Origin of the sequence: Rhodococcus sp. NPDC079359 (assembly GCF_040702585.1) — a bacterium.
Lineage (GTDB): Bacteria > Actinomycetota > Actinomycetes > Mycobacteriales > Mycobacteriaceae > Rhodococcoides.
Genome location: NZ_JBFBLH010000002.1, coordinates 618,393 through 643,671, shown reverse-complemented (window position 1 = coordinate 643,671; position 25,279 = coordinate 618,393). Strand labels below are relative to the sequence as shown.

The window sequence follows — 25,279 nt, the reverse complement described above, 5'->3', positions numbered from 1 at the left end:
GTCAGACTAACCGTCGCTGGAAGAGGAGTCGGGATACTCCACCGGCCAGGCCAGATGGGTGGCACGTCGTCGACCACGTAGTTGTACCTGGTCTCCCAGCTCCCACTGTTCCTGTTCCTCGTCGTCGGCGAAGTACAGGGCCGAGGTCGATGCCAGGACGCGTCCGGGACGCAGTTTTGCCAGCTCGGTGAGCCTGGACGCCTCGTTGACCGGGTCTCCGATGACCGTGTACTCGAAGCGCTCCGACGCACCGATGTTGCCGGCGACGGCCAGTCCTGCCGATACGCCGATGCCGATGTCGAGGCCGGTGATCTCGTCCAACGCGAATCGCAGTTCACGCGCGGCGGCGAGCGCGGCGGTCGGGGCGTCGGGACGATCCAGTGGGGCACCGAATATCGCGAGGGCCGCGTCGCCCATGAATTTGTTGACGAACCCGTGATGACGCCCGACGACGTCGACGACCACCCGGAAGAACTCGTTGAGCAACACCACGACCTCGCTCGGTGGGCGCTCGGACGCGGTGGCGGTGGAGCCGACCATGTCGACGAACAGCACTGCGACGAATCGGGTCTCGCCGCCGAGCTCGGTTCCGAACTGCAATGCCCGACGCGCCACGTCCTCACCGACGTGTTGGCCGAACAACTCTCGCAGGACGCGTCGTTCGGCCGATTCCTCCATCATTCGGTTGAAGCCCACCTGTAGGCGTCCGATCTCGGAACCGTCGAACACGTCGACCTCGACATCGGTCTCGCCTCGCTGAACTCGCTCGATGGCGCTGTGCAGCTGACTGATCGGGTCGGAGATCTGGCTCGCGGTCAGCATCGAGAGCACGAATGCCTGCACGATCGCCAGCACGCTGAGCAGGATGATGGCCACGGCGAGCGCGTTGGGGGAGAACACCAGATCGGTGGTCAGCTGCGTGGCGCACAGCAGAATGATGCCGATGACGGGCATCAAGGTGCCCAGGCCCCAGGTCATCGCCATGCGGGTACCGACGCCGGGGGTCATCGTGCGGTCGAATCTGCCCTCGCTCAACGCCAGTGCCGCGACCGGTCGCAGGATTCGCTCGCCGAGCATGTAGGTGAATCCGAACGTCACGGTGGCCGCCATACCGACGGTGACGATGACGGCTATGGACAACGACGGCATCTCCGCGATGGTCAACAGCACGAAGATGATGCCGCCGATGATCCACAGAATGAGGTGCACGATCGCCTGACGCAACGGCGCGTGCAGCGTCGTCATCTGCTCCTTGCGGGTGGGTGGGCCACCGCGGAGCTGCCACCGGATCACCGAACGCAGGAGGAAGTACGCGTAGATCAGGCTGACGACCAAGGCCACCAGGAGGTAGGCCCCGAAGATGTACACGTTGCGGACGCGGTCGGCGACGATCGATTGCGACTCGGGGATGGGCAGGCCGTACCGCACGAAGGCGAACACGAGCACCGCACCGAAGACGTTGGCGATGAGCATCGAGAGCATATAGAGCGGCCAGCGACTCTTCAGGGTGAGCGAGACCGCTCGGAAAGATGCCAGCACGGGTTAAATTTAGCGGGTGAGCACCGACGAGTTGCGGGCGCAAGGTACGGGGGCGTCCCCGGGCCCCAGTTCGGCTGCGGATTCGGTGCATCCGCTGGTGCGGGTCGGCGCGGAATGGACGTGGCGACTGCTTGTCCTGTTTGCCGGATTCATCACGTTCTGCCTGGTGGTAGCCAAACTCAGCACCGTCGTCATTCCGCTCGGTCTTGCGCTCCTGGCGTCGGCGATGCTCGTTCCCGTCGTCGATTGGATGCACCGACGCGGAGTGCCACGCGCCGTCGCGGTGATCGTCGTGATCATCGCCAGCATCGGTGTCGTCGCCGGCATCATGACCTTCATCGTCGAGCAGTTCATCGAGGGCCTACCGCAGGTGGGTGATCAGTTCACCCAGTCCATCAACGGCATCGAGGAATGGCTCAGCAATGGCCCGCTGCACATCAGCGAGGATCAGATCAGGCAGGCCACGGACAGCCTCGTGAAGGTCGTTCAGGACAATCAGGAGGCCGTCACCAGCGGAGCGCTGACCACTGCGGCGGTGATCGGCGAGATACTCACCGGCGCGTTGCTCACGCTCTTCGTCCTCATCTTCTTCCTGTACGGCGGAGATCAGATCTGGCAGTTCGTCACCCGGCTGGCACCGACCGCGGCACGCAGAAGAATCCGCACCGCGGGCATCCAGGGTTTCGGGTCGCTGGTGGGATACGTCCGGGCGACGGTTGCCGTCGCAGCCGCCGATGCCATCGGCATCGGAGCCGGGCTGGCCATTCTCGGTGTGCCACTGGCACTCCCACTGGCCTCGTTGGTGTTCATCGGCGCGTTCATCCCGATCATCGGTGCGGTGCTGACCGGATTCGTCGCGGTGTTCATCGCACTCGTCACCAAGGGCCTGATCACCGCGGTCATCACCCTCGGCATCGTGGTGGCCGTCATGCAGCTCGAAGGCCATGTGCTGCAACCACTCCTGCTCGGCCGCGCCGTGCGACTGCACCCGTTGGCGGTGGTCCTGTCCATCACCGTCGGCATTCTGCTCGCGGGCATCGTCGGAGGCCTGCTGGCCGTACCGATCGTCGCCGTCCTCAACACCGCTGTGCGGTCGCTGCTGGCCGCCGACCCGGACGAGGTCTACGAGGAACTCGAGGTGCCCGACCCGCTGTACTCCGCCGAGCCGAGCGACCCGCACACTCCTCCCGGTAGCGACGAGCCGGAGCGACTCCCCAAGGGAGAGTTGAAGACTCCGAACGAGAAGACCGATGCAGACGGCTGATCGGGCCAGGACCACGCTCACCTCGTCCGATCCCGACACCCCGCTGTGGCGTGCCTCCCAGGTCTTTCGGCTGGTCACCCTCGTCTACGCCGTCGGCTACCAGGTGGCCACCGTCGACAATTACACCAATCCGCGGTTGAGCTGGATGTTGGTGGCGTCGATGGCCGTGTGGTCGGGGGCGTCGGCTCTGATGCTCGCGCGCGCATCGCTTCCGCGCTGGCAGGTGGTGCTCGCCGATCAGATCATCGTCGTCGCCCTGATGGCGTCGACACGGCTGGTGGCCGACTACGACTGGTACAGCACCCGGCAAACATTGCCGACCACTCTGTGGGCGACCAATGCGGTCATCTCCGCCGCAATCCTGTTGGGTCCCAAGGGCGGGATCGCGTCGGGAGTGGCGATGTCGGTGGTCAGTGCACTCGTCCGCGACCGGTTCGACTCCGACCTCTGGTCCGACGCCACCGCCCCGGTGCTGCTCTCGGCCGGACTGGCGCTGGGGATGGCGTCGAACACCGCCCGGCGCGCCCACGAAGAACTGCGTCGGGCAGCACGGTCGGCTGCGATCACCGAAGAGCGTGAACGGCTGGCGCGGCAGGTGCACGACGGAGTGCTGCAGGTACTGGCCCTGGTGCGACGGCGTGGGCTCGAAATAGGCGGGCCAGCAGCCGAACTCGCCGAGCTGGCCGGCGAGCAGGAGGTCGCTCTGCGCGTGCTGATCTCCGAACAGGCGGCCCCGCGTGGCGATCACACCGATTCGATCGTCGACGTCAGGGCGCTGCTGCGAACCCAGGCGGGTACCTCCGTGGCTGTCTCCACTCCGGCCGATCCGGTGCTCGTCGACTCCGACGTCGCCGCCGAGCTCGCCGCTGTCGTGGCGACCGCGCTGTCCAACGTCGAGCTGCACGCCGGAGCCGATGCGAAGGCCTACGTGCTGCTCGAGGACGTCGACGGGGAATTGATCGTCAGTATTCGCGACGACGGCCGCGGAATCCCGGCCGGACGGCTCGCCGCCGCCGAAGCCGAGGGCCGGATGGGCGTCTCGAAATCGATACTCGGCCGCGTCGAATCTCTCGGTGGTACTGCGATACTCGACACCGAGGAGGGCGAAGGAACCGAATGGGAGATCCGCATTCCTCGAACGAAGGGACTTCGATGACCGAGGACACGAATGCCGACATCGCGGTGATGGTCGTCGACGATCACCCGATGTGGCGCGACGGCGTCGCCCGAGATCTCGAGGCCGCGGGATTCAGGGTTGTCGCGACGGCAGACGGTGTCGCCGCTGCCGGCCGCCGCGCCCGAGCCACCACTCCCGACGTCGTGCTGATGGACATGCATCTGCCCGACGGCAACGGAGCCGACGCCACCGTCGCCGTCCTGGAGGCGTCGCCGCAGACGAGGATTCTGGTGCTCTCGGCGTCCGCGGAACGCAACGACGTGCTCGACGCCATCAAGGCGGGAGCGACGGGTTACCTGGTCAAGAGTGCATCGGCCGAGGAATTGTTCGACGCGGTCCGCGCCACGTCGGCCGGGCAGGCGGTGTTCACTCCCGGCCTCGCGGGCCTGGTGCTCGGAGAGTTCCGGCGGATGTCGTCGTCGCCGCAACCGAATTCCGACACTCGCCCGACGCTGACCGACCGCGAAACCGAAGTGCTTCGCCTGGTCGCAAAGGGTCTGAGCGCCAAGCAGATTGCGACCCGACTGACGCTGAGCCATCGCACCGTCGAAAATCACGTCCAGGCGACTCTGCGAAAATTGCAACTGGCCAACCGCGTCGAATTGACCCGATACGTCATCGAAAAAGGGCTGTGAGGGTTTGCGTCGGTAGCTCAGGGGCACTCTGCATCCCATGACCGACAACGAAAAATCAGTGGACACCACCGTCGACCCGACGAAGCACTCGAAGGGTGTCGACGCCGATCTCGATCAGACCGGCGACGAGCGTGACGAGGCGATCGACGAGTTCGACGGCCATCTGGACGGATCGGGTGAGGATTCCTCGCTACCGACGCCCGAGCCGACCGACGTCGCCGACAAGTCGGACGAGAAGACCGTCACACGGTCCGAATAGCTACTGGGCGCACAACCTGCCGAGCGCGAACTTGGCGACCGGCACGTACGGCAGAACCAGCGGCAGTGGGCCGTCGATCGTCAGCCACGCCCTGGTGCCGCTGGGGCGTGAGACCACGCCGTGCGTCAGGTCGACCCCGATGGCCTGGTTCTGGAACCACGCCGACCACGCCCACGTCCACGACTGCTCGTCGACCGAATGCACCCGGAAGTCGATCGGCACGCCCAACGGCCCCAGTACTCGGCCGGTGGTGTCGGCGTCCAGACGCTCGCCGCGGTACTCGACGCCGATGATCTGCGGTGCCCAGGTCTTCCAGGCCGTCGGTTCCATGTAGCGCTCCCAGACCTCGGCGGCGGGGGCGTTACCGGTGGATTGCAGTGTCACTCGCATCTGTTCCACCTACCCGTTGGTAGCGATCCCCACACAGAAATTCCGCGAAGGTTCGGTCACCATCCATCGCCGCGCCGTCGGGCGGACTTGTCGCTGGGAAGACTGGTCGAGTGCGCATCGTCCAACTCGCCAACTTCTACGGACCGAGGTCCGGGGGATTGCGGACGGCCGTCGACCAGCTCGGATCAGGGTACGTCGCGAGCGGCCACGAGGTGATTCTGATCGTGCCGGGAGATCGACGGAGCGAGACGCTTCTGCCGTCGGGAGTGGTGCGGATCGAAGTGCCTGCACCGCAGATCCCGCTCACCGGTGGGTATCGAGTGGCCGACCCGCGCCGGGTGTCCTCGGTGGCAGCCGGACTGCGGCCCGACGTGATCGAGGTATCGGACCGCCTGACGCTGCGCGGCATGGGCGGCTGGGCAGCGCGACGAGACGTACGCAGCGTGATGATCTCCCACGAACGCCTGGACCGACTGCTCGCCCAGACGATGCCGATGCGCTGCGCCCGTCCGTTGGCCGACGTGGCCAACCGGCGTACCGCCGAACAGTACGACGCCGTCGTGTGCACCACCGAGTTCGCGCAACAGGAGTTCGAGCGCATCGGCGTTCGCAACGTGCATCGGGTACCGCTCGGTGTGGATCTCGACCTGTTCCATCCGCGTCGCCGCATTGCCGGCGAACGATCCGCCTGGCTGGGCAGCGCCGACCGGCTGCTCGTGCACTGCGGCCGACTGTCGGTGGAGAAGCATGTCGAGAGAAGCATCGATTCGCTTGCCGCACTATGTGATTCGGGAATGCGGGCGCGGCTCGTCATCGCCGGCGACGGCCCCCGCCGAGCCGGCCTCGAACGACGCGCCCGCGGTCTACCCGTCGAATTCCTCGGGTTCGTCGACGGCAGAGCGGCCGTCGCAGCCCTGCTGGCTTCCGCGGACATCGCTCTCGCGCCTGGACCGCACGAGACGTTCGGGCTCGCCGCGTTGGAATCGCTCGCCGCAGGTACGCCCGTCGTCGTCTCCGAGACCTCGGCGCTGGCGCAGATCGTCACCCCGCACTGCGGTGGCTCCTCCGAGAACACCGCAGACGGATTCGCCGCCGAGATAGAACGAGTACTCGAATTGCCGGTCGACGGCCGCCGCATCGCCGCCAGGTTGCGCGCCGAACAGTTCGGATGGCCCGCGTCGGTGTCCGGGATGCTCTCCGTCCTGGGCGGTCGCGCAGCGTGAGATCTTCGCTACCCTGATCACATGGAGGCAAGGGATCTGCGAGTGTCCGATGCCGAACGCGAGCACGTCGGAGAGCTGCTGCAGCGCGCCGTGGGCCAGGGCATGCTCTCGCTCGGTGAGTTCACCGAGCGAATGGACACCGCATTGGCGTCGAAGACCCGCGGTGAACTGAACTCTGTTCTCGCCGACCTGCCAGGGATGCAGATCGCCGAGGAACATCGCCCGGCACCGAGATCCTTCGCCGCGCCCACTCCGCAGCCGACCCCGCGCCGCGTCGTTCAGGAGCATTGGGGGCACGGCGGCGGCGCCTCGGACACACTGCGCGGCACCATGTCCACCATCACCCGCAAGGGACCGTGGAACGTGCCGTCGAACCTGCGCCTCGCCACCCGCATGTCCACGGTGACACTCGACTTCACCCAGGCAGTCATGTCCACCCAGGTGGTCGAGATACACGTCGACGACTACTGCAGCACCGTGACCCTGATCGTGCCGACCGAGGCGACCGTCGATCTCAACGGTGTCGACACGGTGGCGGGCAGCGCCACCAACAAGGTCCGCACCGGCCCGCCGTACGGGCCACTGCATCTCGTGGTCTCGGGCAAGGTCCGCCTGGGCTCGGTGACCGCCAAGCATCCGTTCGGTAGCTCGTTCCGCCGCATGTTCGGCTAGCGAGGCGCTTCTACTCGAGGAATCCGAGTAGCACTACTCACGCTTTTCGGCCGCGACGGTCGCAGGATCTAACCCATGACTTCTTCCCAGAACTCCGGGCTGGATCCGCAACTCGTCGCGCGACTGTCCAGCCGCTTCGATTCTCTGGGCGACCACATGCGCCAGGTGGCCGTCGATCTGCAGACACTGCAGTCGCAACTCGGTGCCGCGAGTGCCGCCCCTCGTCAGGCCCCTGCTCCAGCCCCTGCTGCGCCGCAGCCGGTGGCGTCGCCACCGTTGCCCCCGCAGCCCTACGGTCAGCCGTTCGGCCAAGCTGTCCGTCAGCCGATGGGACAGCAGATGGTTCGGCCCCAGCCTGCCCCGCCCTACCCCACGCCGCCGAGGGGACCGGTCGTCGCACCCAGGCCCCCGGCTCCACCGCGGGAACCGTGGTGGCAGCGCGACGGTGTCATCAGCCGTCTGCTGGCAGTCGCCGGCGCAGGCGTCACTCTCGTCGGTGTCGTGATGCTGCTCGTTCTCGCCGCCCAGGCCGGGTGGTTCGGCCCTCCGCTGCGGGTCGCGGCGGGCGCAGTGTTCTCACTCGCGCTGATCGGTGCGGGCGTCCGAGTGTTCGGCCGCTCGGGCGGACGGATCGGCGGGATCGCCCTCGCCGCCACCGGCATCGCGGGCCTGTACCTCGATGTACTCGCGACATCCGTCCTGTACGGCTGGCTCGACCCAGTGCTCGGTCTGATCACCGCGTTCGCAATTGCCGCAGCCGGAACGGCACTCGCAGTGCAGTGGAAATCGCAGCCGATGGCGGTGCTGATCCTCGCCGGCGTCGCAGTGTGTGGACCGGTGCTGACCGACGGCCTCACGCTGGCCTTGATCGCGTTCCTTGTCGCCACCTATGTCTCGAGTTTCCCGGCGCAGATCGGTCGGAATTGGCAACTCCTGCAGGTTGTTCGGACAGTACCGCTCGTCGGCGCGGTACTGGCTGCCATCGCGAGTGCCGATCTGTCCGGATCCACCGGCGACCTCTGGCTGTTCCTGATCGTCGTGGCGGTGGCCGTCCTCGGCATCGGCACGTCATTGGAGTTGTTGCGCCGCAACGTCTCCGATGTGGTCGCCACCGTGATGATCGCTCTCACGTCTCTGCCGGTACTGGTCTCCGCGGACGTTTTCGATCGCGGGGCCACCGTCGCCCTCCAGTTGGTTCTTGCTGCTGCGGCTGTGGCGATCGTGATTCTGGTGCACTGGTTGCCGGGGCACGCTCGCATCACCGTCGCGGTGGTCGGAGCCCTGGCGACGTTGCAGGCCGCGGTCGAGTCGACGACCCTCGAGATTCGCCCGGTCGTGATGTTCGCAGTCGCCTCGGCTCTGATCGCGGTGGCTCACAGCACCCGCTCGACTCTCGCGTACTCGATCGGCAGCGGATTCGGCGTGATCGGTACGTTGATGTTCGTCTCGGTCAGCCCTCCCCAGGCGCTGTTGGACTCCGATCTCGCCGTCGGCAGCGTCGGTATCGCTGTCGGTGGAATCCTGCTCGCTGCAACGGCACTCGCCTTCGTCTACGTGCTGGCCGAACTGAAACTGGTCGACGACGGACTGCAGACCCTCGGCATCGTCTCCGGCGTACTCGCGCTGTACGGCCTGACGACGGCAACGGTGACCCTCGGCATCGGAATCGGCGGCGAAACAACAGGATTCACCGCAGGCCACACCGCGGCAACCATCGAGTGGATGATCGCAGCCTTCGCGCTACTGGCCTTCGGGTTGCGCAGTGTCACCCACGCTCATCTGGCCCTGCTGGCCGGACTGTCCCTGACCGCCGCAGCCATTGCGAAACTGTTCCTGTTCGACCTCGTCGCTCTGGACGGCCTGTTCCGAGTCATCGCCTTCATCGCCGTGGGACTACTGCTCCTGATCGCCGGTACCCGATACGCCAAGGTGTTCGCGGACCGAGAAAGTGCGGCAGTTTCCCGCTGATCCCCCTGCTGCGTCAATGGACCACTGCATACGTCTCGACGGTGCAGTGGTTCATTCACGCGTCCGACCTGGGGCGGCCGCACCGCGTGAATGGACCGTTGCATACGTCTCGACGGTGCAGTGGTTCATTGACGCGGTGTGGGGGCGGGGGGGCGGGGGGAGTTCTCGGGAGTTGTTTCGCCCCAATCACATCGGGGTCAGCGGGAACGGTTGCGCTCGCGCGCGAGCAGTTCGCTGACGCTGAGAACGTGTCCGTTCTCCCCGCCGCGATGACGACCGCTGTCGCCGCCCTCGGTGGTCGGTGCGGCCCGACGGCCCGACGGCTTCTCGGACGGGGTCTCGCTCGACGCGGACCCGTTGCGTTCGGTGCCGTTCGGCTCGGTGCCGTTGCGTTCGGACTCGACGCCGCTGTGGCCGTTGCGTTCGGAACCGTTCTGCGGCGAGCTGTTCTCGTCGTCACCGCTGTGGTTCGAGCCGTTCGCGGTCGAACCGTTGTGGTTCGTACCGTTGTGGTTCGAGCCGTTCGCGGTCGAACCGTTGCGCGGTGCGCTCGGGGGCGGTGATGCGCTGGGTGCTCGCAGGTCGGCGAGCCAGCTCTCGATGGAACGCGAATCCGGTTCCTCCGCGCGAGGTGCGCGAGCAGCACGGGTTCGGCTCGGCGGCTCGACGGTCGGACGCGGTGCGCTCGGTGCACGAGGCGGCTCCGCCGACGGGGGAGCAGCCACCGGGTTGACCGGCGGTGCGGGCCGGACGATCTCTGCTGCCTGGGTCGGCTCCGGCTCGACGTTCGGGCGCGGTGCCACCGGCCGGCTCGGGGCGGGCCGAGCAGCCGGTCGGTCCTGCGGAGCAGCCTGGGCCCGGGGAGGAGTCTGGCCCTGGGGAGGAGTCGGTCGTGCAGCCGGTGCCGGAGGTGTGGTGGGCACCGCGCGGGTCGGCTCCGGTGGGGTTGCCGGACGTCCCGTCACACTGCGTCGGGATTCTTCTTTCGCGGCGTGGGTGGCCCGAATGGGACCCCCACCCTGCGGTGCGACCACTGGAATGGGTTCGGTGAGGGGCTCGTTGCGGCGCGGTGCCGGACGCATCGGCGGCGCGACGGTACTCGACGGTGCACCGCCTGCGAGCGCGAGCTCGGGCACATCTCCCATGGGGAGAAGCTCGTCCTCGAGGATGGTCTCGCCGAGTCCGAGTTTCTGCTGAATTCGCTTCATCCACTGCGGAGCCCACCAGCAGTCGTCGCCGAGCAGCTTCATCGTGGCCGGCACGAGGAACATGCGGATGAGGGTGGCGTCGATGATGAGCGCCGCGATCATGCCGTAGGCGATGTACTTCATCATCACCAGGTCGGAGAACGCGAACGCTCCGGTGACGACGATGAGGATCAGGGCCGCGGCGGTGATGATACGTCCGGTATGCGAGGTTCCGATGCGGATGGCTTCGCTTGTGCTGGCACCCTTTTCGCGTGCTTCGACCATGCGAGAGAGCAGGAACACCTCGTAGTCCGTGGACAAGCCGAACACAATCGAGATGATCAGCACCAATACCGGAGCCATGATCGGCCCAGGGGTGAAATTCATCAGCCCCGCACCGTTGCCGTCGATGAATATCCACGTCAATATGCCCATGGTGGCACCGAGGCCCAGGACGGTCATGAGCACCGCCTTGATCGGCAACACCAACGATCCGAACGTCAGGAACATCAACAGCGTCACGATGAACACCACGAGCACGGCCATCAACGGCAGCTTGTCGATGAGTGCACTGATGGAGTCTTGCTCGATAGCAGGTGTTCCGCCGACGAGAACCGACGCTCCCTCGGGTACGTCGATACTGCGTAGGTAGTCGATGGCGGGCTTGGAGTCGTTGCGATCGACCAGTCCGGCCTTGAAGACGATGATGCCGTCCTTGCTGGCCCCGTTGGGAGTGAACTGCTCGATCAATCCCGGCGCATTGTTGGCCTGGTTGGTGATCGCTGCGAGGTTGGGCCCCTGTGCGTTGCTGATCACCAGCTTGATGGGCTCTGTGCGCTGGCCGGGGAAGAGCGAATCGAACTCGGCCTGCGCCTCGCGGGTGACGTTGTCCGGAGGCAGGTAGGTCTCGTTGATACCGCCGAACTTGATGTTGCCGACGGGCAGCGTCAGCAGCACCAGGCCGAGCACGATGGGGACGGTGACCTTGACGGGGTTGCGCATCACCCAGCGGGTGAGCCGGCCCCACATGCCGTTCTCGATCTCCTCGCTCGACTTGGTCTTGCGCATGAACTTCAGACCGAGCGCGTCGACGCGAGGGCCGAGGATAGCGAGCATCGCGGGCAGGATCGTGATGGCCGTCAGGGCGGCGAGTGCAACGGTGGCGATGGAGCCGTAGGCGACCGATTTGAGGAAGCCCTGCGGGAACAGCAACAGACCACCGAGGGACGCGACGATCATCGTCGCGGAGAACACCACGGTGCGACCGGCCGTCATGACGGTCCGGCGCACGGCCTGTGGCGTCGAGTATCCGTCGCCGAGTTCTTCTCGGAATCTCGAGACGATGAACAATCCGTAGTCGATCGCCAAGCCGAGGCCGACGAGCGAGACCACGGGCGCTACGAACGAGTTGACCTCGGTGAAGTTGGTGAACACCTTCACGATGCCGTTGGCTCCGACGACCGTCAGGCCACCGATGATCAGCGGAAGAGCGGCCGCGACGACGCCACCGAAGATGAAGAACAGCAGCACCGCCACGGCAGGGATGGCCAGAATTTCCATGCGTTGGATGTCGCCGGCCATCGTCGACTGCAATGCCCCCGCGACGGCCTGCAGACCGGTCACCTGCACGTTCACGCCGTCGATGTAGAAGACGTCCTTGACGGCCTGGAAGTTGTTGGTCAGTTCGGTGTCGTTGGCACCGGCGATGGCGATGCTGGCGATGGCGTGCTGTTTGTCGGTGGTGCCGAGTGCAGCGAGGTTGGGCGCGCCCGTCCCGGGAAAGTACGTGCCGTTGATCTTCTCTATCTGGTCCGGATGGTCGGCAACCAGGGAATTCAAATTATCGGTGATCGCCGACTGGAACGCCGGATCGTCGATGGTCGAGCCCTCGGGAGCGGTGTATAGGACGATGACGTCGCCCTGCTTGTCGCGACCGAACGTGGTGTCTGCCAGACGGGCAGCCTGAGCCGACTCCGACGTCGGATCGTCCCAACCGCTCTGACTGAGATGGCTGTTGAGATCGAGACCGTAGGCGGCGAAGCCCAGCAGTCCGGCCACCATGACACCGATAACGGTGTACCGCAGCCGGTAGACGATGTCTCCCCATCTGGCGAACACTTAAGAAACTCCTTGGCGCCCGACGAGCAGGGCGGACAGCGGTCGGAAGGGCTGCAGCCACGCGCCCTCGTCGGGGAGCGAATCGAGACTCACCCGAGGCAGTGGCTCACGGAAGACGCCCGGGATGTCCTCGAGGTCGAGGAATTCCAGGATGTCCGACGTGACAGCCCAGCTTGCGTGCTCCCGGAATCCCAGTACCTGTACGGGCACTCCGGTTGCTGCGATGGCCTCCAGCGGCCCCTTGAACGCTTGACCGTCGGCGGACGCGACCATGACACCGGCAAGGCCGCCGTCACGGTTGCGGAAGTCGATGTGGTCGAGCATGTCTGCGTCGACGTCACTGTCTTCGTCGACTTTGGGCTTGGCGAACACCGCGAAGCCCACGTTACGCAATGCTTCGACCCAGGGTCGGACCACATCTGCGCTGCCGGGGGCGATGTTGGTGAACACCGTGGCCTCGGGTTCGAGTGTCGCGGTGCCCGAGGTGGAGAGTTCGGCGGTGCGGCTGAGCAGCCATCGGCCCAGGGCATCGAAGCGTGGACGGTAGGCGGCGGTGGGTCGGCCACCCAGAATTGCGCCCAGTCCCATGTCCAGGTTCGGGGCATCCCAGACCAGCAGGACGCGTTTGCTGTGGCGCGTTTCACCGATGGCGCCGAGTTCTGAGGGGTCGACCACGGTGTCGGGCATGTCCGTACTGACGCTCATGCTGTCTTCTTTCCCCAGATCAATTCCGTCACCGAGCTACCGACCAGCTGTGCCTTGCCCTCGAACTTGGTCACCGGTCGCTCGTGTGTCATGGGCGATTCCCAATCGAGAACGGTCAGACCGGGCTCGGCGTTCCCGGCCTCGGCAATCCACTCAGCGTATTCGGCATGATCGGTTGCCACGTGCAGAACGCCACCGGGCTTCAACCGATCCGCGATCATCGCGAAAGTCGGCCCCTGCAGCAGCCGACGCTTGTGGTGCCGAACCTTGGGCCACGGGTCCGGGAAGAAGACACGGACGCCGGTCAGCGACTCCGAGGACAGCATGTTCTCGAGCACGTCCATCGCGTCACCGCGCAGCAATCGAACGTTCTGGATGCCTTCTCGTTCGATCTGCTGCAGTGTCTGCGCCAGGCCGGGGCGGTAGACCTCGACGGCCATGAGGTTGACGTGCGGCTCGGCCGAGGCCATCGCCGTGGTGGCCGTGCCGGTACCCGAGCCGATCTCGAGAATCGCCGGGCCGCTGCGCCCGAACCAGGCGTCGATGTCGATCTGCTCGTCGGCGACGTCGCGACCGATGCGCGGCCACAGGCTGTCCCAGGTGGTCTGCTGCGCCTCGGTCAGCGCTCCGCGCCGAGAGCGGAAACTCGTCACGCGTGGGTAGAGCCGTGAGCCCCGTTCCTGGGTCTGCACGGCGTTCTCCTCGGTGTCGACAGAGGTGTCCTGGGGCTCGTTCACCGGTCCATTGTCGCGCATCGGCGGGGCGTGTGACAGGTGGGTCTCGAGTTGAAGTTGAGACTTGCCGTCCCACCGCTGATCAGCGGTAGGACGCACCCGACTAATTACAACGATGCAATTCGTTTCGATAGGCTCGCGAGCCCCAGCATGTGCCAGAATCGGTGCCGCAGCAGGGGGCTGTGCGTCGCGTCCTGAAAGTGGCGGCGGGATCGTTCTGGGGGGAATCGATCATGGATGTCGCCGAGGCCGGTCTCGGCCTGTTGCGTGACCGGGTCGCGTCGACCGACGCACGCGAGGCCGTCGAAAACGCCGTCCAGGATCGCCTGCGGCCGCTGACCGCACGGGTGACCGGCCGCGCCGGCGTCGGGAAATCCGCTGTTCTCGCAGTTCTCGAGTCGGTGCCGCTCGACGCCGACGGCCTCGATGTCCGATGGCGCGAGGGCAGAACGGACAGCAGCGACGGCGAAGTGCTCGTCCACGTGATCGCGGGAGCGGTGTCGCCGGTCGACACCGCATTGCTGAGTTCGAGGCCGAGGGGTGTTCTGGACGGGACCGTCGTCGTGCTGACGAAGGCGGACACACTCGACGATCCCGCAGCAGACGCAGCAGCGGCCTCGCAACAGCTGGGGCGGACGGTGTTGCCGGTGATGGGAGCGACCGCGGCGGGATTGCGGGGAGCCGGCGCGCCTCTGGACATGGCCGACGTGCGAGCCGTGGCGGCAGCGGATCTGTCCCCGGCCGATCTGATGACCGTCGATCGGTTTCGCGCCGTCGACATCGACGTATCGACGCGTCGCAGAGAAGCTCTGATCGAATGCATCGAACTGCGTGGTCTCGCCCTGCTGGTCGACGTACTGCGGCAGCGACCCGCCGTGTCCGACGGCGATGCGGTGCGCATGCTGGCCGACGCCACCGGTGCCGACGCCCTGATCGCCGTGGTCTCTGCAGCCGTGTCGGCGGCCGCAGCGGCTCGGGACGCCGAGTTGCATCGCAGAATGCAACAGATCTCCGCCGGCCATCGGCGTGTTCGTGCCGCCGTCGAGTCGTACTTGGCCTCGGACGAGGCGGTGGCTGCCGAAATGCGTTGTGCAGCGTTGTGTCTGGGTGTGCCGATCGAGACCGGTTCGGAGCAGGTCGCGTCGGAGCAGGCGGTGCTGTGGAAGAGGCGGGCGGCCGCAGCCGGGGTCCCCGACGTACGTCGCGCCGCACTCGCACTGTGCCGAGGCCACGTACGAATGCTGCGCCGATGACCCCGCTGTCGGAGGACATGAAAAGCGTTCTGCGACGCTGGAATTCCGGTGCCCTGGACGAGATCGAGCGCGCCAGGGTCAGTCGACCTGCCGGGGTTCACCTCACCGGTACTGCAGGGTCGGGCAAGTCCGAACTGCGCCGTGAGCTGTCCCGGCTCGTCGGTTCCGCCATCGAATTCACGGATTCGGTGGCCGATGCGGCGGTCGTGATGATCGTCGTCGACGCGTCGGCTCCGGTGGGTCGCGTCGAGGTCGAGCAGTGGCGAGCAGCCCTCGAATCCACACCGGTCGTGTTCGTGGTGAACAAGATCGACGTGCATCGGCACTGGCGTGAGGTGGTTTCTGCTGACACCGATGTCGTTGCCGAGTGCGTCCCACGGGCGGTGGAGTGCACGTTCCATCCGATCTCGATTCGGTTGGCGCGGATGGGCAGGGAGAGTGGTGACACTGCGATGTCCGCGGAGTCGGGTCTCGAAGCGGTGGCGGACCGGCTCGGCGCGTTACTGCTGCAGACCGCGGCTCTCGGAACCGAGCGTAAATATGCTGCGGCAGTGCAGGACTGCGCATCCGGAGCCAGAGCGTCGATCGTGGCGAGAGCGCGCGCGGTGACCGGCGGTAGTGATACGGCCGAACTCCGTGCGCGGCGAGCCGAGCTCGTCCGCGAACGGGACAATCTCGGAGGCGACCGGCGGGCGCTGCTGCACAACCGAATTCAACGAGTACGCGTGGAGTCCGTCCATACCGCCGCCGAAGACTTTCGAGCTCTGATTGCAGAGGTCAAGCGCACGATCGACGGAGCCGGGCGTGCCGAACTCACTCACCTTCCAGCGCACGTCGCCGAGTCCGCGCGCGGTGCTCGGAATCGAGCCGACGCGGCGCTCACGGCCCGATTGCGGGCGGTGGAGACCGAGCTCGGGCTCACGCCGCTGCAGACGGAGTCGAGGGTCGCGGACGCCCCGCTCGACATCGGGGAGCCGTCCCGGCGTCGGGGCGTCGAGGATGTCGTCATGATCGTGGTCGGCGCGTCGGCGGGGGTGGGACTCGGGCGGCTCGTGGTGTCGCCGATGGCGCTGGTGCCGGCCTGGGCGGTTGCCAACACCGTGATCACTCTCGTTCTCGGTGGTGCGCTCGCCTGGTGGATCACGCGCTCGCGGTCGTTGGTGGCCGACCGCGCCCACCTGCGCGGCTGGACGCAGGAAACCGTGGCTCGGGTGAAATCGTCGGTGGAGCAGCGATTGCTCTCGCGGATTCTCGACGCCGAGTCGATGCTCGCGGCCGCTGTCGCGAGTGCGGACCGGGACGCAGTGGCCCGCATCGATGTCGCACTCGCCGAGGTGGACGCCGAGTTGCGCCGGCTCGCCGACAATCGATCGGCGCTGCTGTCTGCCTGCGATCGCGATCTGTCTGCGCTGGAGCGGGGGCTCGAGAGATTCCGCGGATCCGTCCCTTTCTCTCCCGAGCACGTGGAACCGTTCGACGAGCCGGTGCGTCGGAGTCAGTAGGTGCAGTGTCGGTTCGTAGTGAGGGGCGTCGATGATCGCGGTGGATGGCTTCGCAGCAGGGGATTTCCTCACCGAGGAGGTCGAGCCCCACGATGTCGACGATCCGGGCGCGCCCACGGTCTCGACGGACCTGTTCGATCTCGACGGCGACGGCCACTACGAGACCACCGTGCGGCATACCGACGCCGGGATGACGGTGGCGACGGACATCGACGGAGACGGTGTGACAGACAAGTTCACCGCCTTCGCACGTGACGGGCAATACCGAACTTGGGAGATTTTTCGAGAAGCGAACGGTATCGGCCGGGGTGAAATGACCGAATCGGGCGAGCTGTAGCTCGTGTGCACGGGCCTGGCATCGTTGCTGGTAGAGGCCTTCTTGCACGGAACTTTCCCTATCTGAATCGGTCTTGTGACCAATCGGACAACACCCTGTTTCTGGATTCACGTCGCTCGGCGTTAACCTGATGAACAGGACATCCGGCGCTCGGTCCTCGGCTTGCTGTACGCGGTAACATGGTGTACTGCAGCTCGAACGGCCGAGCAGCGCCCCGCCGAGAGGGGAAAACCGAGATTCATTCGCGCGTAGTCGCCCACAGCGATCGTGCGGATTCTTCCCGGTTCCGGCTAACCCCAGGAGAGTTAGATGACCTCAGCGACCATTCCCGGTTTGAGCGGCACCGACAATGTGCCGACTCGACACAAAGAACTGCTTGCCTGGGTTGCTCAGGTAGCCGAACTGACCGAACCGGACTCCGTGGTGTTCGCTGACGGATCCGACGCCGAATGGGAGCGCCTGACCGGCAAGCTGGTCGAGGCAGGCACCTTCACTCGTCTCAACGACGAGAAGAAGCCCAACTCGTTCCTCGGCAACTCCGATCCGTCGGACGTCGCTCGCGTCGAGTCACGTACCTACATCTGTTCCAAGGAAGAGATCGACGCCGGTCCCACCAACAACTGGATGGACCCGGCCGAGATGCGGTCGCTCATGACAGAGCTCTACCGCGGCTGCATGCGCGGACGCACCATGTACGTCGTCCCGTTCTGCATGGGCCCACTCGGCGCAGCCGACCCGAAGCTGGGCGTCGAGCTCACCGATTCGGAGTACGTCGTCGTGTCCATGCGCGTGATGACCCGCATGGGCAAAGCTGCGCTCGACAAGATCGGCGACGACGGATTCTTCGTCAAGGCACTGCACTCGCTCGGCGCTCCGCTCGCCGAGGGCCAGGCCGATGTGCCGTGGCCGTGCAACGACACCAAGTACATCACTCAGTTCCCCGAGGACCGCGAGATCTGGAGCTACGGATCCGGTTACGGCGGCAACGCGCTGCTCGGCAAGAAGTGCTACTCACTGCGTATCGCGTCGGCGATGGCCCGCGACGAGGGCTGGCTCGCCGAGCACATGCTGATCCTCAAGCTGATCTCCCCGGAGGACAAGGCGTACTACATCGCCGCGGCGTTCCCGTCCGCGTGCGGCAAGACCAACCTCGCAATGATTCAGCCGACCATCCCGGGCTGGCGCGCCGAGACCATCGGTGACGACATCGCATGGATGCGCTTCGGCGAGGACGGCCGTCTCTACGCCGTCAACCCCGAGTTCGGCTTCTTCGGCGTCGCACCCGGCACCAACTGGGACTCGAACCCCAACGCGATGAAGACCATCGACCAGGGCAACTCTGTGTTCACCAACGTCGGCATGACCGACGACGGCGACGTGTGGTGGGAGGGCCTCGAAGGCAAGCCCGATCACCTGATCGACTGGAAGGGCAACGACTGGACCCCCGAGTCCGGAACCGATGCCGCGCACCCGAACTCGCGCTACTGCGTGCCGATGGCCCAGTGCCCGTCGATGGCTCCCGAGTGGGACGACCCGCAGGGCGTGCCGATCTCGGCGATCCTGTTCGGTGGACGTCGCAAGACCACCGTTCCGCTGGTGACCGAGGCTCGCGACTGGCAGCACGGCGTGTTCATGGGAGCCACCGTCGGCTCCGAGCAGACCGCTGCCGCCGAGGGCACCGTCGGAACCGTCCGACGCGACCCGATGGCGATGTTGCCGTTCCTCGGCTACAACGTGGGCGACTACTTCCAGCACTGGATCGACCTGGGCAAGAACGCCGACGAGTCGAAGCTGCCGAAGGTGTTCTACGTCAACTGGTTCCGCCGCGGCGACGACAAGCGCTTCCTGTGGCCCGGATTCGGTGAGAACTCGCGCGTGCTCAAGTGGATCGTCGAGCGCATCGAGCACAAGGCCGCAGGCGTCGAGACACCGATCGGCGTGGTCCCCACCGCCGAGGCACTCGACATCGACGGACTCGACACCACCGTCGAGGACGTGGCCGAGGCACTCGCGGTGAACTCCGACGAGTGGAAGGCCGAAATCCCGCTGATCCAGGAGTGGTTCGACTTCGTGGGCGAGAAACTGCCCACCGGAATTCAGGACGAATTCGACGCCCTCAAGCAGCGCCTGGGCGCGTAGTATTCACGACACAGAACGGGGCTCACCGAGGGGTGGGCCCCGTTCTGGCTGTGTGGGTATGCCCCGGTCAGACGGTGAGCGCGGCTGCCCCGGCCAGCGTTCCGAGTCCACCCAGCGCGGCCGGGACCACCTGCAGGCCATCGAGGAATTTCAGACGCGCATGTAGCGCGATCGACTCCTGAATCGGATTCCACAGCGGCGGGCCGGCCTGGGCGAAGCCACCACCGATCACCACCATGCGTACGTCCACCAGGGCGACGGCCGACGCGATCGCCTGACCCAGTGCCACTCCGGCGCGCTGCAACGAGGTGATGGCGACCGGCTCCCCGGCGGCCGCATCGGCGGCCAGTTCGGTTCCGGTGCTGCCGGTCCACCCCAGCTCGCGCGCCCACCGCACCGCCGATGGTCCACTCGACACGGTTTCCACGCATCCGATTCCGCCGCACGCGCAGGGCGTCGTAGAACCGGGAACGACGATGTGTCCGATGTGCCCGGCGTTGCCGCTGGCACCGGCGACGATCTTCCCGCCCAGTACCAACCCACCGCCGATGCCGGTCGACACCACCAGACTCAGCATGTCCGGAACTCCTACGGCGGCACCGAAGCGGTGCTCACCGAGTGCCGCTGCGCTGCCGTCCATCGCGAGGCGGATGTCGGCCTCGGGGAAGACCTCGGCGAGGTGATCGCGAAGCCCGAAGCCGTTCTTCCATTCGTCGACGTTGATCGGTGCAACCGACCCGGTCTCGAGATCCACCGGACCGGAGCAGGCGACGCCGATCCGGGTGACAGCGGCGGGTTCGGCCGTGTTCCGAAGCAGCTCGGCACAGGCGTCCCAGACATCGGACTCGGGAGTCGGCACCGTGACCGGATTCTTCGGCCGCCCGTCATCGCCGACGAGTGCCGCCGTCATCTTGGTGCCGCCGATGTCGAGTGCGAGTGCCGTCATCGTTCCAGGCTAGGTGTTCGGTTTCAGAACGAGGACGAGGTTGCTGCCGAGGAATTCTCGTAGTACTGGAACGCGCATCATCCACCATGCCCAGCGGGGATGGTAGCGCGGGAATGCAGCCAGCAGTGTCGCGTTGGGAGTGCTTCGTGCCCAACGTAATCCGTCTGCGGCGCTGATGTCGAACAGGGATTCGCCGAATCGATTCTTCGGTTCGTGACCGGTGGTACGGGCGTAGCGGCGAGCTGCGTATTCGCCGCCGAGGTAATGCCAGGGCCGGGTTTCGTGGCCGCCGAAAGGGCCGAACCAGATGGTGTACGAGAGCACGGTCAACCCGCCGGGCCTGGTGACCCGCAGCATCTCCTCGGCCATGGTCCACGGCTCGCGGACGTGCTCGGCGACGTTCGACGAGAAGCAGATGTCGACACTGTTGTCGCGGAACGGCAGTGCCATCCCGGAGCCTCGCACCGAACCGGGTATCTGCAGTCCCGCCGCATGCATCTCGGACGCGTCGGGCTCGACGGGCAGGTAGCGCGCGCAGCTCGCACCGAAGACCTCGGCGAAGTATCCAGGTCCGCCGCCCACGTCCAACACGGTCGCGGCGGACATGTCGGTGCCGGTCAGGCCCCGATACAGATCGCCGATCAGCTCCACGGAATCGCGGGCCAGTGCGCCGTAGAAGATGTCGGGAGCGCTCTGCTCATGTCCGAAGTCCTTCAGCAGACTCACCGAGCGACGCAGTGTCGCGCGAGAGGCGAACAAACGTGTCACGGCGGAAGTCACGAAGACGAACCCTAGCGGTTAGTGTGGCAACGGTAATCGACGGCGGTCGTGAAACGAACATGCGGAAATTGGGTGAAGCGGGCTGTGCGCGAGGTTCTGTTGCTGTGCTGGCGCGATACCGGGCACCCGCAGGGCGGCGGCAGCGAGCGATACCTCGAGCAGGTGGGCGCAGGTCTGGCTCGACGCGGCGTCCGCGTCACGCTGAGGACGGCGTCGTACCCCGGGGCTCCCGCCGAGGAGATCGTCGACGGCATTCGCATCAGTCGCGGTGGTGGACGCCTGTCGGTGTATCCCCGAGCACTGGCCGCCATCGCGGCCGGGCGGCTGGGTTTCGGTCCGCTCAAGGGCATCGCACCCGACGCGGTGATCGACACCCAGAACGGCATTCCCTTCTTCTCCCGTGCTGCTTTCGGAGTTCCGGTGACGCTGCTGGTGCACCACTGCCATCGCGAGCAGTGGCCGGTCGCGGGGCCGATGATGGCCAAGCTCGGCTGGTGGCTCGAATCGACTGTGTCTCCGCGGGTACACCGTCGCAATCAGTACCTGACGGTGTCGTTGCCGTCCGCGGACGAGTTGGTCGCACTGGGCGTCGACCGCGAGCGCATCGCCGTGGTGCGCAACGGAGCCGACGAGATTCCCACGTCTGTGCCCGAGGGTGACGAGAGCACCCGCACCGCGCACCCGTCGCTGACCGTGCTGTCCCGGTTGGTTCCGCACAAGCAGATCGAGGACGCGCTCGACGCCGTTGCTGCGCTGCGCGGACGGATCCCCGATATCCACCTCGACGTCATCGGCGGAGGCTGGTGGGAGCAGAACCTCCGCGATTACGTGAGCGAACTGGGCATCGAGCAGTACGTCACCTTCCACGGGCACGTGGACGAGGCCCGCAAGCACGCGCTGCTCGGTCGCTCATGGGTGCACGTGATGCCTTCGCGTAAAGAAGGCTGGGGCCTCGCGGTCGTCGAGGCAGCGCAGCACGGCGTGCCGACCGTCGGCTACCGAAGTTCCAAGGGCCTCACCGATTCCATCATCGACGGCGTCACCGGTGTTCTGGTGGGCGGGCTTTCGGATGGTGAAGAGGACCGGGACGTCTCCGGTCTGACCGCTGCCGTCTCGGAGCTGCTGCAGGACGCCGAAGCCCGAACTCGCCTGGGCGAGAAGGCGCGAGTGCGCGCGGGGGAGTTCTCCTGGGAGCAGTGCGCCGACGGTGTGTACTCGGTGCTCGCCGCCACGACGCGTGGCACGTGGTCGTCAGGTCTGGTGGGTGCGCAGCACTCGGACTCGGCTCAGCAGTCCTATCGCTAGTCCGCCGAGAAGTAGCAGTGCCCATGCGAGGTGGGCAACGACGACGGCTGCCGCTGGACTGCTTTCGGTGAGCACGGGATCGGGTACTCGGTAGAGCGTGAGTTGGTCGTCGGAGTACGCAATGTCCAGTCGATTCAATGTTTGCTCGGATCTGCCGAGTTCGCCGGGGGTGGTGTTCTCCACCAGTACCCAGCCGACACCCAGCTCTGCGACGACGTCCACGGGTTCGCCTGCGAGCAGCGCATTCTGGACCTCCGTCGCGCGCACCCCCTCACCCCGCACCGTGCCGCCGGCGACGATGAGCTCGCCGGTCTGCAACACGTCCAGTGGCAGCATGCGCGGCGCGGGATCGAGAACGGGAGCACTGCCGCTGTAGGGAAAGAGGCGGAACATCCCGGCCGGTAGCACCGCGACATCGCCGTCGCCGCCCTGCAATTCGGCTGCCACCGCCTGCCAGGACTCCGGGTACACCACGGGCCGCATCGAGTTCCCGACGCCCCAGCCCAGGTCGGGTAGTGCGATCAGCAGGGCCGCTATTGCCACGGCACTGCCGAATCGGGTGCGTTGGACCGCGCTCAGCGCGGCTGGCTGCACCCGATTCGGTCGACGCCGGGGAGAAAACGCGGCCGCCGCGGCCAGCGCATAGATCGGCATCGCCAGCGCGACCCACTTCTGTGAGTCCCTGAGCAGACCGGCGCCGGGCACCGTCTCGCCCAGCGCCCGGGCGACTGCCAGCCCCGGTCCCGTCGCTGCCAGCGCAGGGGCTGCGATGGCAAGCAACGCGACTACAGCGAGTCCCAGGATCACCGGATTTCTTCGACGCCTGATCAGCGGGCGCACTCCGAACGCGACCACGGTCAGCAGCAGCGCCGTGCCTAGGAAGGCGAAAGCCCCTGTGCGAGAGGCGGGTACCGCATTGGAGTTCCAGATTCCGCCCAGACCGGCGAGGCTGCCGAGGGTACCCAGGCCCGGCTCGGCGCGCGCCGCGAACGCCGCCCAACCCGCCGGATCTGCCTGCTCGACGCCACCGCCGGACACCGCCGTCGCCACCAGCCACGGCGCCGACGCCACCGCCGCCAGTCCGAGGGCCCCGACCACGCGCAGGCCGCGTCGTGCACCCCCGGGGACGGCGAGGACGACCAGCGCAATGGTCGCGGCGAGCAACGCGCCGGTGGGGGTGAGCCCGGCGGCGGCGAGACAGACTGCGAGTGCCCACCAGGAACGCCCCTCTCTGACTGCGAGTGCCGCGACCACGGTCCACGGCAGAGCGGCGTAGCCGACGAGCAGGCTCCAGTGGCCCTGCAGCAGTCGCTCGGCGACGTACGGGTTCCACACGGCCACCGTCGATGCGACGAGCAGCGCGGGCAGTGGGGCTGTCGGCAGTACCGTTCGTGCCATGACCGCCGCACCCCACCCGGTGAGCCACAGGGCGAGCAGCAGAATGGTCTTGACCACGAGTCCGCCGTCGAACACCGTCGACAGCGCGGCGATTGCGGCGTCCTGCGGGACGGCCCGCGCGGCCGCGTCGGCGATTCCCCAGGCGGAGTCGGTGAAGTAGGAACGGGGAGTGCTGACGGCGTCGCGCAGCAGGAGGTAGCCGGGGCCGAGCAGCGGGCCGACAATCACCACGGCGAGCAGCAGGCTGTAGAGCGGCGGTGTCCACCTCGACCTCGACCACGCCATGATCGGCACCCTATACCGTGGGCTCATGTCTTTCCGCGCCTCGTCCGAGGCAGACCACACGGCGGGTGCGTCGGTCGCCGGGATGGGGATGGTGACGGCCGGTTCGATGTTCGCGAACGTTGCGGCGTACCTGCTGCAGGTGCTCGCGAGCCGGATGCTCGGCGTCGAGGGCTACGGGGAATTCGCGAGTCTGCTTGCTGCGCAATTGGTTCTCGCGGTTCCGGCGTTGGCGTTGCAGTCCGTCGTTGCGCGTGAAGTGGTGCGCGGGCGCAGTTCTCGCGAATTGCGAACGGTGGGGTATCGGTGTTCGGCGGTGGTGGGGGTGCTCGCTCTGGCACTGGCACCCGCACTGTCCGCGGCCATGGACGTCTCGATGGCGGCGACCGTGTCAGCGGTCATCGCTGCGCCGGTGTTGGTGCTGCTGGCTGCCGAGCAGGGGTTGCTGCAGGGGCGTGGGCGATTCGGAGCCCTGAGTATCGTGCTGGCCGCAGCAGGATTCGGCAAGGTGGCACCGGCGGTGCTGGTGTTGTTGCTCGGCGGTGGTTCTGGTTCGGTTCTGTTGGCGACGGCTGCGGGTATCGGTGTGGTGGCACTCGGTGCGCGATGGACGGCCGGGGTGCCGGTGAACTCGGTGTCGGAAACCAAGGTCACCGTTCTGGCCGTGCTGCAGGCGTCGCAGGTGCAGTTGGTGTTGATCGCGATGTCCGCGTTGGATCTGGTGCTGGCACGCACGCTGCTCAGCTCCAACGAAGCCGGGCTGTACGCCGTCGGGGCCGTTGCGTCCAAGGCGGCGTTCTGGTTACCGCAGGCCGTCGGCGTGGTGCTGTATCCGCGGATGGCGAACCCGCTGCATTCTGCGTCCGCGGTGCGATCGGCGCTGGCCGTCGTCGCGGGGCTCGGTACCGTTCTGGTGATCGGTGGTGCGCTGGCGTCTCCGCTGTTGCCGTTGGTGGTGGGCGATACGTATTCCGGTGTGCAGGAATATGTCTGGCTGTTCGTGCTGCAGGGTGCATGTCTGGCCGTGCTGCAGAGCGCGTTGCTGTGGGCCATCGCGGGCGAACGCACTCACCTCGCTCTCGTCGCCTGGTTCGCCCTCGCCGTCGAGGTGTTGCTGTTGCTGTTCGTGGCGTCGACGCTCGCGCAGTTCGTGGTCGTCGCGGCCGTCACCGCCGCGGTGACAATGGTGGTGGTGTGTGGGTTGGTGTTGTGGGGAAACCGCATGGATCGCCCGTCGGCCTGAAAACCTGATCGCAGATCCTGCCCCAGCACGAAAGACTATCGGCTACAACGAGGTCAGGCGCACCACCGGACAACGGAACGTCGACTGCGAGACCCGGCCAACATGACCGCACCGATTCGGGGAGCATCGCTGGTTTGGGTCCTGTCTCCACATAGACGAGTGGCGTGGTTGCGTGCCCCCACAGGCACTCAACCACGCCACTGCTCATCTGCGTCGTTCCGCA

General features: G+C 66.5%; 21 protein-coding genes. 13 read left to right on the top strand and 8 right to left on the bottom strand.

Features of this window, described 5'->3' with window-relative positions; all coding sequences use genetic code 11:
• Window positions 1-6: 6 nt before the first annotated feature.
• Window positions 7-1,482, bottom strand: a complete 1,476-nt coding sequence (locus tag AB0362_RS07650; RefSeq protein ID WP_068049088.1) for an adenylate/guanylate cyclase domain-containing protein — start codon at window positions 1,480-1,482, stop codon at window positions 7-9.
• Between the two features lie 142 nt (window positions 1,483-1,624).
• Here AB0362_RS07650 and AB0362_RS07645 point away from each other — a divergent pair, with 142 nt between their 5' ends.
• From AB0362_RS07645 to AB0362_RS07630, 4 genes are read left to right on the top strand one after another with little or no spacing between them, the layout of a single operon-like run.
• The gene (locus AB0362_RS07645; RefSeq protein ID WP_149407095.1) at window positions 1,625-2,803 is read left to right on the top strand and encodes an AI-2E family transporter; all 1,179 of its coding nucleotides are present in this window, start codon (window positions 1,625-1,627) and stop codon (window positions 2,801-2,803) included.
• Window positions 2,790-3,959: a DUF5931 domain-containing protein gene (locus tag AB0362_RS07640; protein ID WP_366235372.1), complete on the top strand. Its 1,170-nt coding sequence runs from the start codon at window positions 2,790-2,792 to the stop codon at window positions 3,957-3,959. The genes AB0362_RS07645 and AB0362_RS07640 overlap by 14 nt, the downstream gene beginning before the upstream one ends.
• A 29-nt stretch (window positions 3,960-3,988) precedes the next feature.
• Window positions 3,989-4,615, top strand: a complete 627-nt coding sequence (locus AB0362_RS07635) for a response regulator transcription factor (RefSeq protein ID WP_366235439.1) — start codon at window positions 3,989-3,991, stop codon at window positions 4,613-4,615.
• A 37-nt stretch (window positions 4,616-4,652) separates the two neighbouring features.
• Window positions 4,653-4,874, top strand: a complete 222-nt coding sequence (locus tag AB0362_RS07630; protein WP_366235371.1) for an autophagy-related protein 2 — start codon at window positions 4,653-4,655, stop codon at window positions 4,872-4,874.
• On the opposite strand, the gene AB0362_RS07625 is transcribed toward AB0362_RS07630, so the two are convergent.
• On the bottom strand, window positions 4,875-5,264 hold the full coding sequence (locus AB0362_RS07625; protein WP_269594477.1) for a MarR family transcriptional regulator: 390 nt from the start codon (window positions 5,262-5,264) through the stop codon (window positions 4,875-4,877).
• Window positions 5,265-5,374: 110 nt separating this feature from the next.
• Between AB0362_RS07625 and AB0362_RS07620 the strand changes: the two genes are divergently transcribed.
• From AB0362_RS07620 to AB0362_RS07610, 3 genes are all read left to right on the top strand, one after another.
• Window positions 5,375-6,487, top strand: a complete 1,113-nt coding sequence (locus AB0362_RS07620; protein WP_366235370.1) for a glycosyltransferase — start codon at window positions 5,375-5,377, stop codon at window positions 6,485-6,487.
• A 21-nt stretch (window positions 6,488-6,508) separates the two neighbouring features.
• Window positions 6,509-7,159 carry a DUF1707 domain-containing protein gene (locus AB0362_RS07615; protein ID WP_366235369.1) on the top strand — a complete coding sequence of 217 codons (651 nt, stop codon included), beginning with the start codon at window positions 6,509-6,511 and terminating at the stop codon, window positions 7,157-7,159.
• Window positions 7,160-7,234: 75 nt separating this feature from the next.
• Window positions 7,235-9,127 (top strand): DUF2339 domain-containing protein, encoded by a 1,893-nt coding sequence (locus AB0362_RS07610; RefSeq protein WP_366235368.1) that lies wholly within the window; start codon window positions 7,235-7,237, stop codon window positions 9,125-9,127.
• Window positions 9,128-9,324: 197 nt separating this feature from the next.
• Here the strand turns inward: AB0362_RS07610 and AB0362_RS07605 are convergent, their stop codons facing one another.
• The 3 genes from AB0362_RS07605 to trmB are packed head-to-tail and all read right to left on the bottom strand — an operon-like array spanning window position 9,325 to window position 13,892.
• Entirely contained in the window at window positions 9,325-12,432 is a 3,108-nt protein-coding gene (locus tag AB0362_RS07605; RefSeq protein WP_366235367.1) for an MMPL family transporter, read from the bottom strand.
• Window positions 12,433-13,119: an NYN domain-containing protein gene (locus AB0362_RS07600; RefSeq protein WP_256980771.1), complete on the bottom strand. Its 687-nt coding sequence runs from the start codon at window positions 13,117-13,119 to the stop codon at window positions 12,433-12,435.
• Between the two features lie 14 nt (window positions 13,120-13,133).
• Window positions 13,134-13,892, bottom strand: coding sequence for a tRNA (guanosine(46)-N7)-methyltransferase TrmB (trmB, locus tag AB0362_RS07595; RefSeq protein ID WP_366235366.1), 759 nt, complete (start codon window positions 13,890-13,892; stop codon window positions 13,134-13,136).
• A 212-nt stretch (window positions 13,893-14,104) separates the two neighbouring features.
• Between trmB and AB0362_RS07590 the strand changes: the two genes are divergently transcribed.
• From AB0362_RS07590 to AB0362_RS07575, 4 genes are all read left to right on the top strand, one after another.
• Window positions 14,105-15,124: a hypothetical protein gene (locus AB0362_RS07590; protein ID WP_366235365.1), complete on the top strand. Its 1,020-nt coding sequence runs from the start codon at window positions 14,105-14,107 to the stop codon at window positions 15,122-15,124.
• Window positions 15,121-16,626: a hypothetical protein gene (locus AB0362_RS07585; protein ID WP_366235364.1), complete on the top strand. Its 1,506-nt coding sequence runs from the start codon at window positions 15,121-15,123 to the stop codon at window positions 16,624-16,626. The genes AB0362_RS07590 and AB0362_RS07585 overlap by 4 nt, the downstream gene beginning before the upstream one ends.
• A 31-nt stretch (window positions 16,627-16,657) precedes the next feature.
• Window positions 16,658-16,963 (top strand): DUF6802 family protein, encoded by a 306-nt coding sequence (locus tag AB0362_RS07580; RefSeq protein WP_366235363.1) that lies wholly within the window; start codon window positions 16,658-16,660, stop codon window positions 16,961-16,963.
• A gap of 309 nt (window positions 16,964-17,272) precedes the next feature.
• Window positions 17,273-19,102, top strand: a complete 1,830-nt coding sequence (locus AB0362_RS07575; RefSeq protein ID WP_269594485.1) for a phosphoenolpyruvate carboxykinase (GTP) — start codon at window positions 17,273-17,275, stop codon at window positions 19,100-19,102.
• Window positions 19,103-19,169: 67 nt separating this feature from the next.
• Here AB0362_RS07575 and AB0362_RS07570 read toward each other — a convergent pair whose 3' ends face one another.
• Entirely contained in the window at window positions 19,170-20,048 is an 879-nt protein-coding gene (locus tag AB0362_RS07570; protein WP_366235362.1) for an ROK family protein, read from the bottom strand.
• Window positions 20,049-20,057: 9 nt separating this feature from the next.
• Window positions 20,058-20,828: a class I SAM-dependent methyltransferase gene (locus AB0362_RS07565; RefSeq protein WP_231893765.1), complete on the bottom strand. Its 771-nt coding sequence runs from the start codon at window positions 20,826-20,828 to the stop codon at window positions 20,058-20,060.
• An 84-nt stretch (window positions 20,829-20,912) separates the two neighbouring features.
• On the opposite strand from AB0362_RS07565, the gene AB0362_RS07560 reads away from it, so the two are divergent.
• Entirely contained in the window at window positions 20,913-22,133 is a 1,221-nt protein-coding gene (locus tag AB0362_RS07560) for a glycosyltransferase family 4 protein (protein ID WP_366235438.1), read from the top strand.
• Here the strand turns inward: AB0362_RS07560 and AB0362_RS07555 are convergent.
• On the bottom strand, window positions 22,080-23,843 hold the full coding sequence (locus AB0362_RS07555) for a hypothetical protein (RefSeq protein ID WP_366235361.1): 1,764 nt from the start codon (window positions 23,841-23,843) through the stop codon (window positions 22,080-22,082). The genes AB0362_RS07560 and AB0362_RS07555 overlap by 54 nt on opposite strands.
• Between AB0362_RS07555 and AB0362_RS07550 the strand changes: the two genes are divergently transcribed.
• Window positions 23,842-25,056 (top strand): polysaccharide biosynthesis protein, encoded by a 1,215-nt coding sequence (locus tag AB0362_RS07550; protein WP_366235360.1) that lies wholly within the window; start codon window positions 23,842-23,844, stop codon window positions 25,054-25,056. The two genes, AB0362_RS07555 and AB0362_RS07550, sit on opposite strands and share 2 nt — an antisense overlap.
• Window positions 25,057-25,279: the final 223 nt, after the last annotated feature.